Raw genomic sequence first — 13,738 nt, forward strand, 5'->3', positions numbered from 1 at the left:
TATCATGGGCGAACATGCGATGGAGTCCCTGCTGCGCCCGGCGGTGGAGCTGTACACCGTGGGCATCTGCGCCGGTGCTGGCGCCCTATGCCTGCACTCGCCTTGGGCGGTGGCGCTGTCGCCCGAGGTGGGGGCAGGCATGGCCCTGGCCTATACCGCGTTCGGCCTGAAGCGGCTCAATGAGGCGCGGATTGTCCTGCGCTATCGGCGCAATATCCGCCGCCTGCCGCGCTACTCGCTGACCAGCCGGCAGATTCCGGTGAGCGGCAAGCGCCTGTTCATGGGCCGCGGCTTTCGCTGGACCCGCCTGCACACCCAACGCCTGCTCGAGGCGCAGGACCCGGCGCTGGCCCGCTATGTCAACCAATCAGCCGCTCACCAGTGGGCGCGGCAGATGGAACGTCTGCTGGAGAAGGCTCCACCTGGGCTGTCGCTGCTGCCCCGCCTGACCGCATGGGACAATCCACTCAACCCGGTGCGTCCGCTGCCGCCGGTTGGCGGTTCACCGCTACTGCACGGCGTCGAGCCGAAGGAACAGGAAGCCAGCTTGCCGCTGGGCGAACGCGTCGGGCATACCCTGGTACTGGGCACCACGCGGGTTGGCAAGACGCGTCTGGCCGAGGTGTACATCACCCAGGACATCCACCGGCCGAGCCAGGAGGTGGTGATCGTCTTCGACCCCAAGGGCGATGCCGACCTGCTCAAGCGCATGTACGTGGAAGCACGCCGCGCCGGCCGCGCGCATGAGTTTTACGTTTTCCACCTGGGCTGGCCGGAGATCTCCGCCCGCTACAACGCCATCGGCCGCTTCGGCCGCATTTCTGAAGTCGCCACCCGCATCGCAGGGCAACTGAGCGGCGAAGGCAACTCAGCGGCGTTCCGCGAGTTCGCCTGGCGCTTCGTCAACATCATCGCCCGGGCGCTGATCGAGCTCGGCCGGCGCCCCGACTACCTGCAGATCCAGCGGCATGTAGTGAACATTGATGCACTGTTCATCGAATACGCCCAGCACTTCTTCGCCCGCCATGATCCGCAGGCCTGGGAAGCGATCGTGCAGATCGAGGGCCACCTGAATGAGAAAAACATACCGCGGCACATGATCGGCCGGGAAAAGCGCGTGGTAGCGATCGAGCAGTACCTCACCGCCAAGCGCATCTTCGATCCGGTGATGGATGGCCTGCGCTCAGCCGTGCGCTATGACCGCACTTACTTCGACAAGATCGTGGCTTCACTGCTACCTCTGCTGGAAAAACTCACCAGCGGCAAGACCGCGCAATTACTCGCCCCAAATTACGCCGACCTCGATGATTCACGGCCAATCTTCGATTGGCTGCAGGTCATTCGCAAGCGTGGCATCGTCTACGTCGGCCTGGATGCGTTGTCCGACGCCGAAGTCGCCGCTGCCGTCGGTAACTCGATGTTTGCCGACCTGGTCTCCGTGGCCGGTCATATCTACAAGCACGGTATCGACCACGGGCTGCCAGGCTCCTCCACCGCGGCAGACAAGGTGCCGATCAACTTGCACGCCGACGAGTTCAACGAGTTGATGGGCGACGAATTCATTCCGCTAATCAACAAGGGCGGCGGTGCGGGTATCCAGGTCACCGCCTATACCCAGACCTTGAGCGACATCGAGGCGCGCATCGGCAGCCGCGCTAAGGCCGGCCAGGTCATCGGCAATTTCAACACTCTGCAGATGCTGCGTGTGAGGGAAACCGCGACCGCAGAACTGCTGACCAACCAGCTACCCAAGGTCAACGTGCAAACACGCACCCTGGTCTCCGGCGCGACGGACACCGCCGACCCTGATGCTCGCACCGACTTCACCTCTTCCTCGCAGGATCGGGTCACCACCACCGCCGTGCCGCTGATCGAACCCGCGCACATCATCGCCCTGCCCAAGGGCCAGATGTTCTCGTTCCAGGAAGGCGGGCAACTGTGGAAGGTACGGATGCCGCTGCCCAAACCGGCCAGTGACGATGCCATGCCGGCGGATCTGCAGACCCTGGCCGAGCGTATGCGCGAGTCCTACAACGCGACTGCGGGGAATTGGTGGAGCAGCGTTGGCGGTGCGCCGACGGTCGATTTCGATCCAGAGCAGCCGCCACCCGGGCGCAGGCACACCCCGTAAGCGCGCCGTCAGCAACCGAGAATGTGGAGCCCGTATGCCTACCACCCCAGCCAGCCTACCTCCTCCACAGCGAAGTCCGGGGCTCATCTTCGGCATGCTCGATCTTGGCCTGCGACTGCTCGGTCTGCTGTTCGCTTCGCTGATTTTTTCCATCGTGTTGGAGTTCGTGGGCATGCTGTGGTTCTGGCCCGAGCAGGGCTGGCATCACAGCCATGACATGTGGCTGAGCGAGCTGGGTTGGCTCAGCAGTCACTTCAAGAGTTCGCTGCTCGTGCAAGAGCCGGCACAAGCGACCGCCAAGGTACTCGAACACCTGAACGACTGGGTCGTAGTGCGCTCTGGATGGGCGACATCTGATACCCAGCTGAAACTGCTCAGTCGAGAAACGTCAATTCAGGGGCAGTTCGCGCAGGTCTACGTTGTGATGCAGGACTATCTGTTGGCGGCCCTGTTTACGGTCTTTACTTTCGTAGTGCGACTGGCCGTTCTCACCTTGGCCACCCCTCTGTTCTTGCTTGCGGTGATCACTGGTGCGGTCGATGGGCTGATGCGTCGTGACTTGCGCAAGTTCGGTGCGGGCCGGGAGAGCAGTTTTGTATACCATCGAGCGAAGCGTACTTTGCTGCCGCTGATGGTAAGCCCTTGGGTGATCTACCTATCCCTTCCCTTATCGGTGAATCCCATTTGGGTTCTACTACCATGCGCTGCGCTACTTGGATGGATGGTGACAATCACGACTGCAACGTTCAAAAAATATCTTTGACCGCCCGCTATCGACCCAGGCTGTGTGAAAACTCCCGCAATTGTCTAATCTTCTGATCGTCGAGATCGTAGCGGGGGCGATCATGAAGCGATTTATTGAAGGTGAGGCTCGGATGCAAGTCACCTTGCTGCCGGAGTGTCTGGACGATTACGTAGCCGAAGAAAATTCAGTGCGCGTGGTCGATGTTTTCGTCGATGAACTCGACCTGGGCGCACTTGGTTTTGAGGGCGTCGATCCTGCCGCAACTGGTCGTCCGGCCTATCACCCAGCGGTGTTGCTGAAGATCTATATCTACGGCTATCTCAATCGGATTCAGTCCAGCCGTCGGCTTGAGCGTGAGGCCGAGCGCAACGTCGAGTTGATGTGGCTAACGGGGCGTTTGGCCCCGGACTTCAAAACTATTGCCGACTTTCGCAAGGACAACGGCAAAGCCATTCGCAGCGTATGCCGCCAGTTCGTAGTTCTTTGCCGCAACCTCAATCTCTTCTCCCAGTCGATCATCGCCATCGACGGCAGCAAATTCAAAGCCGTCAATAATCGCGACCGCAACTTCACTCAGGGCAAAGTGAAGGCACGCATGCAGCAGATCGAGCAGAGTATTGATCGATATCTGGCGGCGATGGATTCGGCGGATCGGGCAACACCCGAAGTCGCCGAGGCCAAAGCGGAGCGGCTTAAAGAAAAGATAGAAACACTGAAAAAGCAGATGCAGAAACTCAAGGAAATCGAGGCGCAGCTCCACGAAAGTCCAGACCAGCAGATCTCCCTCACAGACCCAGATGCACGCTCAATGGCCACGAGCGGTCGAGGCACCGGAACGGTTGGCTACAACGTACAAACAGCTGTTGACGACAAACACCACCTGATCATTGCCCACGAGGTGACCAACGTTGGTAATGATCGTGGGCAACTGAGCAATATAGCGAACCAAGCGCGTGAAGAAATCGAGGCTGAATCGCTAACGGTGGTGGCCGACCGAGGCTATTACAAAGGTCTGGAAATCCTTGCTTGCGAGCAAGCCGGCATCACTACCTTCGTACCGAAACCCCTCACATCTGGCAGCAAAGCCGAAGGCCGATTTGGTAAGCAGGACTTCATCTACCTTGCTGCATCGGACGAGTATCGATGCCCTGCGGGACAGCTACTGACCCGGCGGCATTCTTCGGTGGAAGACGGCATGCTTCTGCACTGTTATTGGTTCTCGGGCTGCCAGTCCTGCGCAATGCAGAAGCAGTGTACGACCGGTAAGGAGCGCCGGGTAAAGCGCTGGGAACATGAAGCCGTAGTCGATGCGATGCAGGTACGGCTGGAAAATGATCCAACGATGATGAGGCGTCGCCGACAGACCGTTGAACATCCTTTTGGAACGCTCAAATACTGGATGGGAAGTACCCACTTCCTGACCAAAACCCGGCCGAAAGTGAGCACCGAGATGAGCCTTCATGTGCTCGCCTACAACCTCAAACGAATGATGAGCATCTTCGGCATCGCAGGACTGCTTGAGGCGATCAGGGCGTGAATCCAGCCGCTTGGCTCGCCCGTTAGTAGCCGATTGGGCCGCTGACGCGGCCCAATCGGCATTACAAACATCTATGTAGCTGACTAAGGTAATTCGCGCTTCCGCCCGCTTATTCCACAGGCAATCCTCGCGACTCTCAGTTTTCGACGTATTCAGCGCGTTTTCACACGACCTGGACCCATAGCTGCCTTTCGCGGAAGACAGCTAAACTCACTGGGACGCTCTAACGTGGCATTGGGATTTGGGATAGGAAGCTTATTGGATCCTCGGGGCGAAGGCCTTCGTCACCGAAATCAAACCGCCAATACCCCACATCATGCCAAGCATCGAGCTTGAATCCGACCTGCGGAAACGTACCGATGTGCTGAAAACCGAGTCGCTCGTGCAGCCCGACACTGCCTTCATTCGGTAAGGCAATGCCGGCATAAGCCGAGCGATACCCCAAACGCTTTAGAACCGGCAGCAGCACGTCATAGAGCTGGCGAGCAATCCCGCTGCGGCGCTGCCCCTCAGCGACATACACCGTCACATCCACCGCCCAGCGGTACGCCGCACGCGCCCGGTGCTGACTGGCGTAGGCGTAGCCGACTACCCGCCCCTCCTGCACCGCTACCAAATAGGGGTAGGTTTGCAGCGTCGTGGCAATCCGCTCACGCATCTGCTCCACGCTCGGCACCGCCTCTTCGAATGAGATGGCCGTGTTGAGCACGATGGGCGCGTAGATGATCTGGATCTCTTCTGCATCCTCTGGTCTGGCGACACGAATCTCGATTCCGCTATGCATCCGGCTGCTCCAAGCTGTTCAGGTATGCCACTACTTCGTTTACGGTGCTGCGCGCAGTACGGGTGACGCCGATCAGCGTCGCCGAGGCCAGGCCGGTCCAGTCGCCATATCCCACCAGCCAGAGGCCCGGCTCGCGAATAGAGCGCGACCCGTCAACCTCGACCTTACCGCTGTCATCCAGCACGTCCAAGTCCCGCAAGTGATCCAAAGCCGGCCGGAAACCGGTACACCAGATCACCGCATCGACCTGGGTTTTCTCACCATTGGGCCAGACGACCCCGTCAGGCGTGAATGAGACAAAAGGCCTTACAGACCGCAGGGCTCCTCGCTCGCGGGCCCGAACCACCGGGGGCACCATGACGATATCGCCAAGCCCGCCGACCGGTGCGTCGATAACACGGCCCTCCTGTTGAGCCTTGAGGCGCTCGGTAGCCCGTTCGAACAGCACTCGGCCATCGACGTCATCAGGCAGAAACGCCGGCTCCTCCGTGGTTACCCACGTTGCGTCGGTGACCTCGGACAGCTCCGCATAAATTTGCGCCCCCGAGTTGCCACCACCAACGACCAGCACACGCTTTCCTTGGAAAGCCTCTGGTGACTGGTAATGGGCAGAGTGAATCTGCTGCCCCTGGAACAGCTCTATTCCCGGATAGGCCGGAACATAGGGCTTGCTCCAGGTCCCCGTCGCGCTGATGACGGCACGGGCTTCCCAGTCGCGGTCCTTAGAGCGCACACGAAGGCCACGCCCGGTTCGCTCCACCGCCGTGACGCTGACGGGGCGAACGATAGGAAACCCATAGCGTACCTCGTACTGCTCCAGATAGCTGACCACGTGATCCCTATCGGGATCACCTTCGGTGACTGGCGGCATCGGCCAGCCCGCGATCGAGCTCCAAGCGGAGGGCGAGAACAGCGTCAGCGAGTCCCAGCCATGGCGCCAGGCCCCGCCCGCTGCCTCTTCGGCGTCGAGCAGCAGGAACGAAAGCTTGGCCCGTTTGAGAAAATAAGCCACCGTCAGCGCGGACTGCCCGCCGCCAATCACGATGACATCGAGTAGTTCGCCTTCGGTGGCCATGGTTTCTCCTGTCTGGCTGGAGCGCTCAGTCTTCGCCGAATTGGTTGATGTAGTTGATGTGCGCAGGCTTCTGAATCGCGCGTGGGCGCAGCTCTTGCACCCATGCGATCGCCTCGCGGCGCGGCATTCCGGATTCGATCAGCAGACGGGCAGCGAACAGTCCGGTGCGGCCGGAGCCGCCCTTGCAGTGGATGGCCAGGGTCTTGTTGGATGCGAGCAAAGCGTCCAACTGGTGGCGGATCTCTCCCAGCCCGGCCTCGAAGTTTTCATCCGGGGCCTGATCATCCTCGATCGGCAGCTGGTACCACTCCAACCCATGCTGCTTGGCCGCGACGCCAAGCTCGCCAACGCCGTTTTCCTGAAGCTCTGTATCCGACATCAGGGTAACCAGCGCCACGGCACCAGCCTGCTTCAGCGTCTCCAGGCTTTCAGCGAGAGCGCTGGCCTGCGTGCCCGGACAAGGCGTAAAAATCAGCGCACCCGGAGTATGGGGCAACGATTTCAATGAGTAAGGATGCGACATGCTCATGACCTCAAATAGACCGAATATTGACTCTCTTGGATAGTTCTTCCGCCGACTCTTTGCGCTCGGAGTAGCGGTCTACCAAATAATCCTGGCGATCACGCAGCAGGAGCGTGAACTTGGTCAGTTCCTCCATTACGTCGACCAGTCGATCGTAGAAAGAAGACGGCTTCATGCGCCCGGCTTCATCGAACTCCAGGAAGGCTTTCGGCACCGACGACTGGTTCGGGATGGTAAACATACGCATCCAGCGGCCAAGCACGCGCAGTTGGTTCACCACGTTAAAAGACTGCGAGCCTCCACAAACCTGCATCACGGCGAGGGTCTTGCCCTGGGTTGGGCGAACGGCGCCCATGGCCAGCGGTACCCAATCGATCTGCGCCTTGAAGACAGCACTCATTGAGCCGTGACGCTCGGGCGAGCACCACACCTGGCCTTCGGACCATTGCATCAGCTCGCGGAGTTCCAGCACCTTCTCGTGGGAGTCCGGAGCGTCATCCGGCAGCGGCAGGCCGGAAGGGTCGAAAATACGGGTTTCGGCGCCGAACTCTTCCAGCAGGCGCGCAGCCTCCTGGACCATCAAGCGGCTGAATGAGCGTTCGCGGGTCGATCCGTACAGCAGCAGGATGCGCGGTTTGTGTGTGGAAGGATCCTTCGGCGCCAGCCGCTCCAGCGACGGCAGATCAATCAGGTCTGGTTGGACATTTGGCAGGTGGTCGTTCATTTCGGTCTCCATTGATCCAGGGCCTACAGCGCGCCGATGCGGGCAAGTTCGGCTTTAAGTTCGTCCTGGCTCAGTTGCGAGAAAGGCAGCGCAATGAAGGCGCACACGCGCTCATCGATCTTCGCAAGTGTTGTCTGGAAGGCTTCTTCGATTTCTGCCTCACTCCCGGTGACCGCCGAAGGGTCGGCCAGGCCCCAGTGGGCTTTTAGCGATGGACCGAAGAAGATCGGGCAGGCTTCGCCGGCAGCGCGGTCGCACACGGTGACAACGATGTCGGGAGGAGAGCTCTCGAAGGCATCCGAGGCCTTGCTTGAAAGACCTGCGGTGGGGATACCGGCGGCTTCCAGGGTATTCAGTGCCCGCTCATTGACCTTACCGCTTGGGAAGCTGCCAGAGCTCACAGCTTCCATACCCTCGGGGGCCAGGTGATTGAACAGCGCCTCGGACAGGATGCTGCGGCAGCTGTTGTGGGTGCACATGAACAAGACTTTCATCAGGTATCTCCGGTTCAAAAGCTCAGGCGGATGGCCAATGCGGCCAAGGTGGCAAGCAGGATCGGCAGCGTCAGGACGATGCCGGTGCGGAAGTAGTAACCCCAGGTGATGACGATGTTCTTGCGGGCCAGCACGTGCAGCCACAGCAAGGTGGCCAGGCTGCCGATGGGGGTGATTTTCGGACCGAGGTCACAGCCGATGACGTTGGCGTAGATCATGGCCTCGCGCACGATGCCGGTGGCCTCGGCGGAATGGATCGACAAGGCCCCTACCAGCACGGTGGGCATGTTGTTCATGACCGACGACAGGCCAGCGGCGAGCAGCCCCGTCCCGAGGGAGGCGCCCCAGATCCCGTAGCCGGCGAAGACATTGAGGATCTGCGTCAGGTAGTCGGTGAGGCCGGCGTTACGCAGGCCATAGACCACGAGGTACATGCCAAGCGAGAACACCACGACCTGCCAAGGCGCGTCCTTGAGCACCTTGCGGGTTGAAATCACGTGCCCACGCGCGGCGATCAGGTAGAGGATCAGCGCACAGGCAGCAGCAATGGCGCTGATCGGAACGCCCAGCGGCTCGATGGCGAAGAAGCCGACCAGCAACAGCGCAAGCACCCACCAGCCGGCAACGAACGTCGCCTTGTCGCGGATAGCGGCTTCGGGAGCCTTCAGTTGGTCGAGTTCATAGGTACGCGGCAGGTCCTTGCGGAAGAACCACAGCAGCATTCCCAGGGTGGCGGCGATGCTGACCAAGTTCACCGGCACCATGACCGAGGCGTACTCGCTGAAGCCAATGCCAAAGTAGTCGGCGGAAACGATGTTCACCAGGTTGGATACCACCAGCGGCAAGCTCGCGGTATCGGCGATGAAGCCCGCCGCCATGACGAATGCCAGCGTCGCCGCCGGGGAGAAGCGCAGGGCCAGCAGCATGGCGATGACGATCGGGGTCAGGATCAGTGCCGCACCGTCGTTAGCGAACAGCGCCGAGACAGCGGCGCCCAGCAGGATGATGAAGGCGAACAGCTTGCGGCTGCTGCCATTACCCCAGCGGGCCACGTGCAATGCCGCCCACTCGAAGAACCCCGCCTCATCCAGCAGCAGGCTGATGATGATGACGGCGATGAAAGTGGCGGTAGCGTTCCAGACGATCTGCCAGACCACGGGGATATCGGACAGGCTCACGACGCCTGCCAGCAGCGCCACGACGGCCCCCAGTGCGGCGCTCCAGCCCACACCCAGGCCTTTGGGCTGCCAGATGACGAGAACGATCGTCACCAGGAAAATCAAAAATGCGATCAGCATGACTACAACTCAATCAGCGAAGGGAAGTCTCAAGCACAAGCAACAGGGCTCTGCGGCCGCTCGCCCATTTCGGCAAGGCGCAATGCATCAGAGCTCAACCATTCCTGGTTGGCATCGACCACTCCCTTCAGCATCGCGTCCACCCACTGCGGCAGTTCGGGGTGCAGTCGGTAGTACACCCATTGACCCTTGCGGCGATCCATCAGGATTCCAGCCTCGCGCAACTGGGCAAGATGCCGGGAGATCTTCGGCTGGCTCAGCTCCAGCGCGTGGGTAAGTTCGCAGACACAGAGTTCGCCTTCACGGGCGATCAGCAGGGTCATCCGGGCCCGGGTGTCATCAGCCAGGCATTTGAAAACGATGGGGGGAGTCAGTGTTTCCCGCATGTGACCTCCTGGGGAATGCGTATACGGCAAATATCTGGAAATCCGAATATATGCCTATTCAAATATGCGGTAAAGCAGATATTTATAATTGCCTCGCCTTACGGGACGTCATAAAACGGGAAAAAGCCCCCGCTCCGGGACCTATACTGGCCTTCGATACCATCCCCAGAGTCCCCAATGAACCAGTCTGATATCTCTGTCCGATTGCTTGGTACCGATCAAATCCAAGGCCTGGCTGCGCATCTGACTACAGCGGGCTTGCCGACCCAAGACCTTTTGCAGCCCGACCGAATGTTCTATTCCTTTCACCGGGGAGAAACGGAGTTGGGATACGGGGGCATTGAAGGAAGTGGTCGGACTCGCCTGATTCGCTCACTGGTTGTCGTACCGGCCCAGCGAAAGTCAGGGATCGGTACCCTGCTTCTCAGAGCACTTGAGCGAATAGCGGAAGCTGACGGAGCCCAGAGCCTTCATCTGCTGACCACAACAGCACCCGACTTCTTCGAGGCTCGGGGATATGAGCACAGAGACCGATCCCAAGCCCCAAAGGCAATTTCCAGTTCGGAGGAGTTCAACAGCCTCTGCCCGACGTCTGCGGTCTACATGGTGAAGGAGATTGGCGACATAAACTCGGTGTCACCACTGGTAACCCGCCTCCACGATCGTCAGTGAGTTCGTTCTCAGGTGTCCTAGGAACGAGTACTGCGGCCCCCGAAAGGTGTCGAATTGAATCGACCTCGGTTTCGTAGATACCTCGAACGGCTGCTATAGGTCCAGAGTGTGTAAAAACGTCAGATTGGGTTTTCTATCATCGACGCTAGGAGACCGTGCTCACGTTTCGCAAACTGATCAAGGTCACGACGCTTTCAGGAACAGTTAAAACAGCTCAGCAGCCTTTTAAAGTCATTTGGAAGGGGTAAAAAAGACCGGTTTTTACGCCGTTAACGCTTTCATCAAGCCAGTGGTGCCGATGATTTTCATGACCCTTTTCAGGTTGTAGGCGAGCACGTTCAGGCTCATCTCTGCACTCATCCCGTTAAGCTTTCGGGTCTGGAAGTGTGTCGCGCCCATCCATTGCTTGAGCGTCCCGAAGGGATGCTCAACCGTCCGTTTTCGGATCCGCATCATTTCCGGCGCGTTGCTCAGCCGGTTCTGCATTTCCTCCAGTACGGCTTCATGCTCCCAGCGTCGAACCCGCCGTTCCGTGCTCGGTGTGCACTGCGGTTTCATTGCGCAGCCCCGGCATTTCGAACTCCAGTAACGGTGCAACGTCAGGCCTTTTTCAACGTTGGTATAGCGCCAGATCAGCGCCTCTCCAGCCGGGCAAATGTATTCGTTTTTTTCCGCATCATAGATGAAGGCATCGTTATTGAAACGCCCGTCAGCCTTGGCTCCAGAGGTCATCGGCTTGGGCACATAGGCGGTGATACCTGCATCGTGACAAGCCAGGATTTGTTCGCTTTTGAAGTAACCTCGGTCAGCCACTACCGACAACGTATCTGACGCCATCGCCTCGCCGGCCTGCTTGGCCATCGAGCTGAGTTGATCGCGGTCGGAACCGACGTTGGTCACCTCGTGCGCAACGATCAAATGGTGCTGAGTATCGACCGCTGTCTGCACGTTGTAGCCGACGATTCCCGTGCCGCGCGTCATCATGGAGCGGGCGTCTGGATCGGTCAGTGAGACCTGTTTATCCGGCGATTCATTGAGCTGGATTTCGATCGCTTGAAGCTCCTTCATTTGAGTTTTGAGCTTGGCGATTTTTTCCTCCAGCCGCACGACGCTGGGCTCAGAGGAAGTTGGTTCTTGCCGATCGGCAGCATCGAGCGCAGTCAGGTAACGGCTGATGCTCGATTCAATTTCTTCCATTCGCCGCTTCAGTTTGGCGCTGGTGAAGTTGCGGTCACGATTGTTGACGGCCTTGAATTTACTGCCGTCGATGGCAACCAGATTTTCTCCGAACAATCCTAGCTGCTGACAGAGCACGACGAACTGACGGCAGACTCCTCGGATGGCCTTGCTGTTGTCTTTTCGGAAGTTGGCGATGGTCTTGAAATCCGGCGTCAATCGCCCGGTCAGCCACATCAATTCGACATTGCGCTGCGTCTCTCGCTCAAGGCGCCTGCTCGACTGAATGCGGTTGAGATAGCCGTAGATGTAAATCTTCAGCAGGATCGCGGGATGATAAGCTGGCCGGCCCGTATCTGCTGGTATGACACCGTCAAAACCCAGCTTGACCCGGTCGAGTTCATCGACGAAAACGTCAACTACACGCACCGGATTGGTATCGCTGACGTAGTCGTCAAGGCTCTCGGGAAGCAAGGTGCTTTGGCCGCGATGTTCGCCTTGGATGAAGCGCTTCATTGACGATCCCTGAGTTAACTCCCTCGGAAATCATAGCAAAGGTGCGTGGAGGTATAGGCTCCATGGCAGAAGCAGACTTCAGTTACCCCTCTCACCGGTGAACAATTTTTGAGGTGCTGACGATGACGCGCTTACAGGTTGTAAAGATTGACTTAAGTGGGGTGGCGAGTTCCGATGAACTCCATTCCACCTTGAGGGTTGCGCTCGGATTCCCCGGTTGGTACGGCTGTAATTGGGATGCTTTCTGGGACGCAATTACAGGACTTGTGCAAATGCCCGCGCAACTGAAAATTTCAGGGTGGGATACTTTATCCAGACGTTTGCCGGGGGATGCGAAGCTCATGCAAAAATGCCTTGCAGACATGAAGATTGAGTATCCAGAACTCGCATCAGATGTGGAGTTCGACTAAACGATTTTTCAAGCCTACATTCGGTCGGGGCCACGTAAAAACGTCAGCTTCACCCAGGGAAACTTTTAGCAGACCCAGCAACGAGATCCTTGGTTCAGTGCCGTTGGCTGATCTGTTTTTACACACTCTGGGCCGATTGCGCTCATAGGAGAGTAATACGTAGCCGATCCAACACACTTGCCCCAGTGGCTCACGACGCACTCACTGCAGTCTTTTGTTCTAAAGCGAAGGCTCGAAGATCCCTTTATTCCATGCCAAAGGCTGCCTGACTCCCCAAGGTGAATGCCAGTTACCCGGCTGGATTTCGCCATGAACACTTCCACTTCTGCCCTATTGCTTACCTGTCTAGTGTCGCTCGGTGCCGCTGCTCAAGACGCGCCGGAGCGCTCGGAGCTGGGCCTCATGCAAGGGCAGATCACTGCCATCGAACTGTTGGCCGACCGCGCAAGCACCGCCTCAGTCAGTACCGCGGAGACCCGCTATCGGTTCGATTATTCGAGGTTCGCTGCGGACCTCGAGCGTGTGCGCCAAGGCATCCAAAAATACCTGTCGCCCTCGCGTGCCCAGCCAGCTGATCTGATCGAGCTGTCCGGTGATTACCGTGCTGAAGCGCCTCACTCGAGGTCTTCCGATGAGCATGACTGACGCCCAACTTAACGCGTTTTCGGCCGTGGCCGGATATTCCCCGCAGCTCAGTTCGGTGATGTGGCGCTCATCGGTGCTCGTGCTCGCATTGCTCTGGTGCACCTGGGCGCTGTGGACCGGCTACCGCGGTTGGGCGGCCGGCAACCTCAATTTCGGTGCGTTCGGCGGCAGCACGCTACGCCTGGCCCTCGCCCTAATCGTGCTGATGTTTTTCATGCTGTCGTAATCAGGAGACCTTGCCATGAACCTCCCCCGTCATTGTCATCGCCCGCTCGCTCTGCTGCGGGAATCCTGTTCGAAAGCCCTGTTCGGCGGTCTGATGCTGTTGAGTTCGACACTGGCCTGGGCCGACCTGCCGACCATGGAAGCACCGTCTCGCGGTGAGGGCTCGGGCCTGATCGACACCATCAAGAACTACGCCTACGACGGCGGCATTCTGCTCGGTCTGCTGATTGCTACCCTCGCCTTCCTTGGCGTGGCCTGGCACTCGCTCACCGTCTACGCCGACGTGCAAAACCAGCGCAAGACCTGGAAAGACCTCGGCGCCGTGGTCGGCGTCGGCGCGCTGCTGGTGGTAGTGATCCTGTGGTTCCTCACCAAAGCCGCGACGATCCTGTGAGGT

16 protein-coding genes are annotated in these 13,738 nt (G+C 59.0%); 8 read left to right on the forward strand and 8 right to left on the reverse strand.

Annotation, left to right across the window (positions count from 1 at the left end; translation table 11 throughout):
* The first annotated feature begins 4 nt into the window (after positions 1–4).
* The 3 genes from traD to ABVN19_RS11035 all read left to right on the forward strand — a co-directional run bounded on the left by traD (position 5) and on the right by ABVN19_RS11035 (position 4,413).
* Positions 5–2,131, forward strand: a complete 2,127-nt coding sequence (traD, locus tag ABVN19_RS11025; RefSeq protein ID WP_105642023.1) for a type IV conjugative transfer system coupling protein TraD — start codon at positions 5–7, stop codon at positions 2,129–2,131.
* 34 nt (positions 2,132–2,165) lie between these two features.
* The gene (locus ABVN19_RS11030; RefSeq protein WP_105642022.1) at positions 2,166–2,894 is read left to right on the forward strand and encodes a TIGR03747 family integrating conjugative element membrane protein; all 729 of its coding nucleotides are present in this window, start codon (positions 2,166–2,168) and stop codon (positions 2,892–2,894) included.
* A gap of 82 nt (positions 2,895–2,976) precedes the next feature.
* A complete protein-coding gene (locus ABVN19_RS11035; RefSeq protein ID WP_105642064.1) occupies positions 2,977–4,413 on the forward strand; it encodes an IS1182 family transposase in 1,437 nt (478 codons plus the stop codon).
* 223 nt (positions 4,414–4,636) lie between these two features.
* Here the strand turns inward: ABVN19_RS11035 and ABVN19_RS11040 are convergent, their stop codons facing one another.
* Genes ABVN19_RS11040 through ABVN19_RS11070 form a run of 7 tightly spaced genes read right to left on the reverse strand, consistent with a single transcriptional unit; the run spans position 4,637 to position 9,697 of the window.
* Positions 4,637–5,197 carry an arsinothricin resistance N-acetyltransferase ArsN1 family B gene (locus tag ABVN19_RS11040; RefSeq protein ID WP_105642021.1) on the reverse strand — a complete coding sequence of 187 codons (561 nt, stop codon included), beginning with the start codon at positions 5,195–5,197 and terminating at the stop codon, positions 4,637–4,639.
* Positions 5,190–6,272 (reverse strand): ArsO family NAD(P)H-dependent flavin-containing monooxygenase, encoded by a 1,083-nt coding sequence (locus tag ABVN19_RS11045; RefSeq protein ID WP_105642020.1) that lies wholly within the window; start codon positions 6,270–6,272, stop codon positions 5,190–5,192. Before ABVN19_RS11045 ends, ABVN19_RS11040 begins: the two co-directional genes overlap by 8 nt.
* 25 nt (positions 6,273–6,297) lie before the next feature.
* On the reverse strand, positions 6,298–6,801 hold the full coding sequence (locus tag ABVN19_RS11050; protein ID WP_105642019.1) for a cyclin-dependent kinase inhibitor 3 family protein: 504 nt from the start codon (positions 6,799–6,801) through the stop codon (positions 6,298–6,300).
* Positions 6,802–6,805: 4 nt separating this feature from the next.
* Entirely contained in the window at positions 6,806–7,519 is a 714-nt protein-coding gene (gene arsH, locus ABVN19_RS11055; RefSeq protein ID WP_019099353.1) for an arsenical resistance protein ArsH, read from the reverse strand.
* 23 nt (positions 7,520–7,542) lie between these two features.
* The gene (locus tag ABVN19_RS11060; protein WP_105642018.1) at positions 7,543–8,013 is read right to left on the reverse strand and encodes an arsenate reductase ArsC; all 471 of its coding nucleotides are present in this window, start codon (positions 8,011–8,013) and stop codon (positions 7,543–7,545) included.
* Positions 8,014–8,027: 14 nt separating this feature from the next.
* Entirely contained in the window at positions 8,028–9,311 is a 1,284-nt protein-coding gene (locus ABVN19_RS11065; RefSeq protein ID WP_049695270.1) for an arsenic transporter, read from the reverse strand.
* A gap of 29 nt (positions 9,312–9,340) precedes the next feature.
* Positions 9,341–9,697: a metalloregulator ArsR/SmtB family transcription factor gene (locus tag ABVN19_RS11070; protein ID WP_105642017.1), complete on the reverse strand. Its 357-nt coding sequence runs from the start codon at positions 9,695–9,697 to the stop codon at positions 9,341–9,343.
* Between the two features lie 177 nt (positions 9,698–9,874).
* Between ABVN19_RS11070 and arsN2 the strand changes: the two genes are divergently transcribed.
* Positions 9,875–10,369: an arsenic resistance N-acetyltransferase ArsN2 gene (gene arsN2, locus ABVN19_RS11075; RefSeq protein ID WP_105642016.1), complete on the forward strand. Its 495-nt coding sequence runs from the start codon at positions 9,875–9,877 to the stop codon at positions 10,367–10,369.
* Positions 10,370–10,630: 261 nt separating this feature from the next.
* Here arsN2 and ABVN19_RS11080 read toward each other — a convergent pair whose 3' ends face one another.
* Positions 10,631–12,061, reverse strand: coding sequence for an IS1182 family transposase (locus ABVN19_RS11080; protein ID WP_105642015.1), 1,431 nt, complete (start codon positions 12,059–12,061; stop codon positions 10,631–10,633).
* A 122-nt stretch (positions 12,062–12,183) separates the two neighbouring features.
* On the opposite strand from ABVN19_RS11080, the gene ABVN19_RS11085 reads away from it, so the two are divergent.
* From ABVN19_RS11085 to ABVN19_RS11100, 4 genes are all read left to right on the forward strand, one after another.
* The gene (locus ABVN19_RS11085; RefSeq protein ID WP_105642014.1) at positions 12,184–12,471 is read left to right on the forward strand and encodes a barstar family protein; all 288 of its coding nucleotides are present in this window, start codon (positions 12,184–12,186) and stop codon (positions 12,469–12,471) included.
* A 309-nt stretch (positions 12,472–12,780) separates the two neighbouring features.
* Positions 12,781–13,116, forward strand: coding sequence for an RAQPRD family integrative conjugative element protein (locus tag ABVN19_RS11090; protein WP_256585853.1), 336 nt, complete (start codon positions 12,781–12,783; stop codon positions 13,114–13,116).
* The gene (locus ABVN19_RS11095; RefSeq protein WP_105642012.1) at positions 13,103–13,342 is read left to right on the forward strand and encodes a TIGR03758 family integrating conjugative element protein; all 240 of its coding nucleotides are present in this window, start codon (positions 13,103–13,105) and stop codon (positions 13,340–13,342) included. The genes ABVN19_RS11090 and ABVN19_RS11095 overlap by 14 nt, the downstream gene beginning before the upstream one ends.
* A gap of 15 nt (positions 13,343–13,357) precedes the next feature.
* On the forward strand, positions 13,358–13,735 hold the full coding sequence (locus ABVN19_RS11100; protein WP_105642011.1) for a TIGR03745 family integrating conjugative element membrane protein: 378 nt from the start codon (positions 13,358–13,360) through the stop codon (positions 13,733–13,735).
* The last annotated feature ends 3 nt before the right edge of the window (positions 13,736–13,738 follow it).

Origin of the sequence: Pseudomonas vranovensis (assembly GCF_040438935.1) — a bacterium.
Lineage (GTDB): Bacteria > Pseudomonadota > Gammaproteobacteria > Pseudomonadales > Pseudomonadaceae > Aquipseudomonas > Aquipseudomonas vranovensis.

Excerpts from the sequence above, each read along its gene's own strand:
- traD (WP_105642023.1), top strand. The coding sequence starts at position 5 with ATGGGCGAACATGCGATGGAGTCCCTGCTGCGCCCGGCGGTGGAGCTG.
- ABVN19_RS11030 (WP_105642022.1), top strand. The coding sequence starts at position 2,166 with ATGCCTACCACCCCAGCCAGCCTACCTCCTCCACAGCGAAGTCCGGGG.
- ABVN19_RS11035 (WP_105642064.1), top strand. The coding sequence starts at position 2,977 with ATGAAGCGATTTATTGAAGGTGAGGCTCGGATGCAAGTCACCTTGCTG.
- ABVN19_RS11040 (WP_105642021.1), bottom strand. The coding sequence starts at position 5,197 with ATGCATAGCGGAATCGAGATTCGTGTCGCCAGACCAGAGGATGCAGAA.
- ABVN19_RS11045 (WP_105642020.1), bottom strand. The coding sequence starts at position 6,272 with ATGGCCACCGAAGGCGAACTACTCGATGTCATCGTGATTGGCGGCGGG.
- ABVN19_RS11050 (WP_105642019.1), bottom strand. The coding sequence starts at position 6,801 with ATGAGCATGTCGCATCCTTACTCATTGAAATCGTTGCCCCATACTCCG.
- arsH (WP_019099353.1), bottom strand. The coding sequence starts at position 7,519 with ATGAACGACCACCTGCCAAATGTCCAACCAGACCTGATTGATCTGCCG.
- ABVN19_RS11060 (WP_105642018.1), bottom strand. The coding sequence starts at position 8,013 with ATGAAAGTCTTGTTCATGTGCACCCACAACAGCTGCCGCAGCATCCTG.
- ABVN19_RS11065 (WP_049695270.1), bottom strand. The coding sequence starts at position 9,311 with ATGCTGATCGCATTTTTGATTTTCCTGGTGACGATCGTTCTCGTCATC.
- ABVN19_RS11070 (WP_105642017.1), bottom strand. The coding sequence starts at position 9,697 with ATGCGGGAAACACTGACTCCCCCCATCGTTTTCAAATGCCTGGCTGAT.
- arsN2 (WP_105642016.1), top strand. The coding sequence starts at position 9,875 with ATGAACCAGTCTGATATCTCTGTCCGATTGCTTGGTACCGATCAAATC.
- ABVN19_RS11080 (WP_105642015.1), bottom strand. The coding sequence starts at position 12,061 with ATGAAGCGCTTCATCCAAGGCGAACATCGCGGCCAAAGCACCTTGCTT.
- ABVN19_RS11085 (WP_105642014.1), top strand. The coding sequence starts at position 12,184 with ATGACGCGCTTACAGGTTGTAAAGATTGACTTAAGTGGGGTGGCGAGT.
- ABVN19_RS11090 (WP_256585853.1), top strand. The coding sequence starts at position 12,781 with ATGAACACTTCCACTTCTGCCCTATTGCTTACCTGTCTAGTGTCGCTC.
- ABVN19_RS11095 (WP_105642012.1), top strand. The coding sequence starts at position 13,103 with ATGAGCATGACTGACGCCCAACTTAACGCGTTTTCGGCCGTGGCCGGA.
- ABVN19_RS11100 (WP_105642011.1), top strand. The coding sequence starts at position 13,358 with ATGAACCTCCCCCGTCATTGTCATCGCCCGCTCGCTCTGCTGCGGGAA.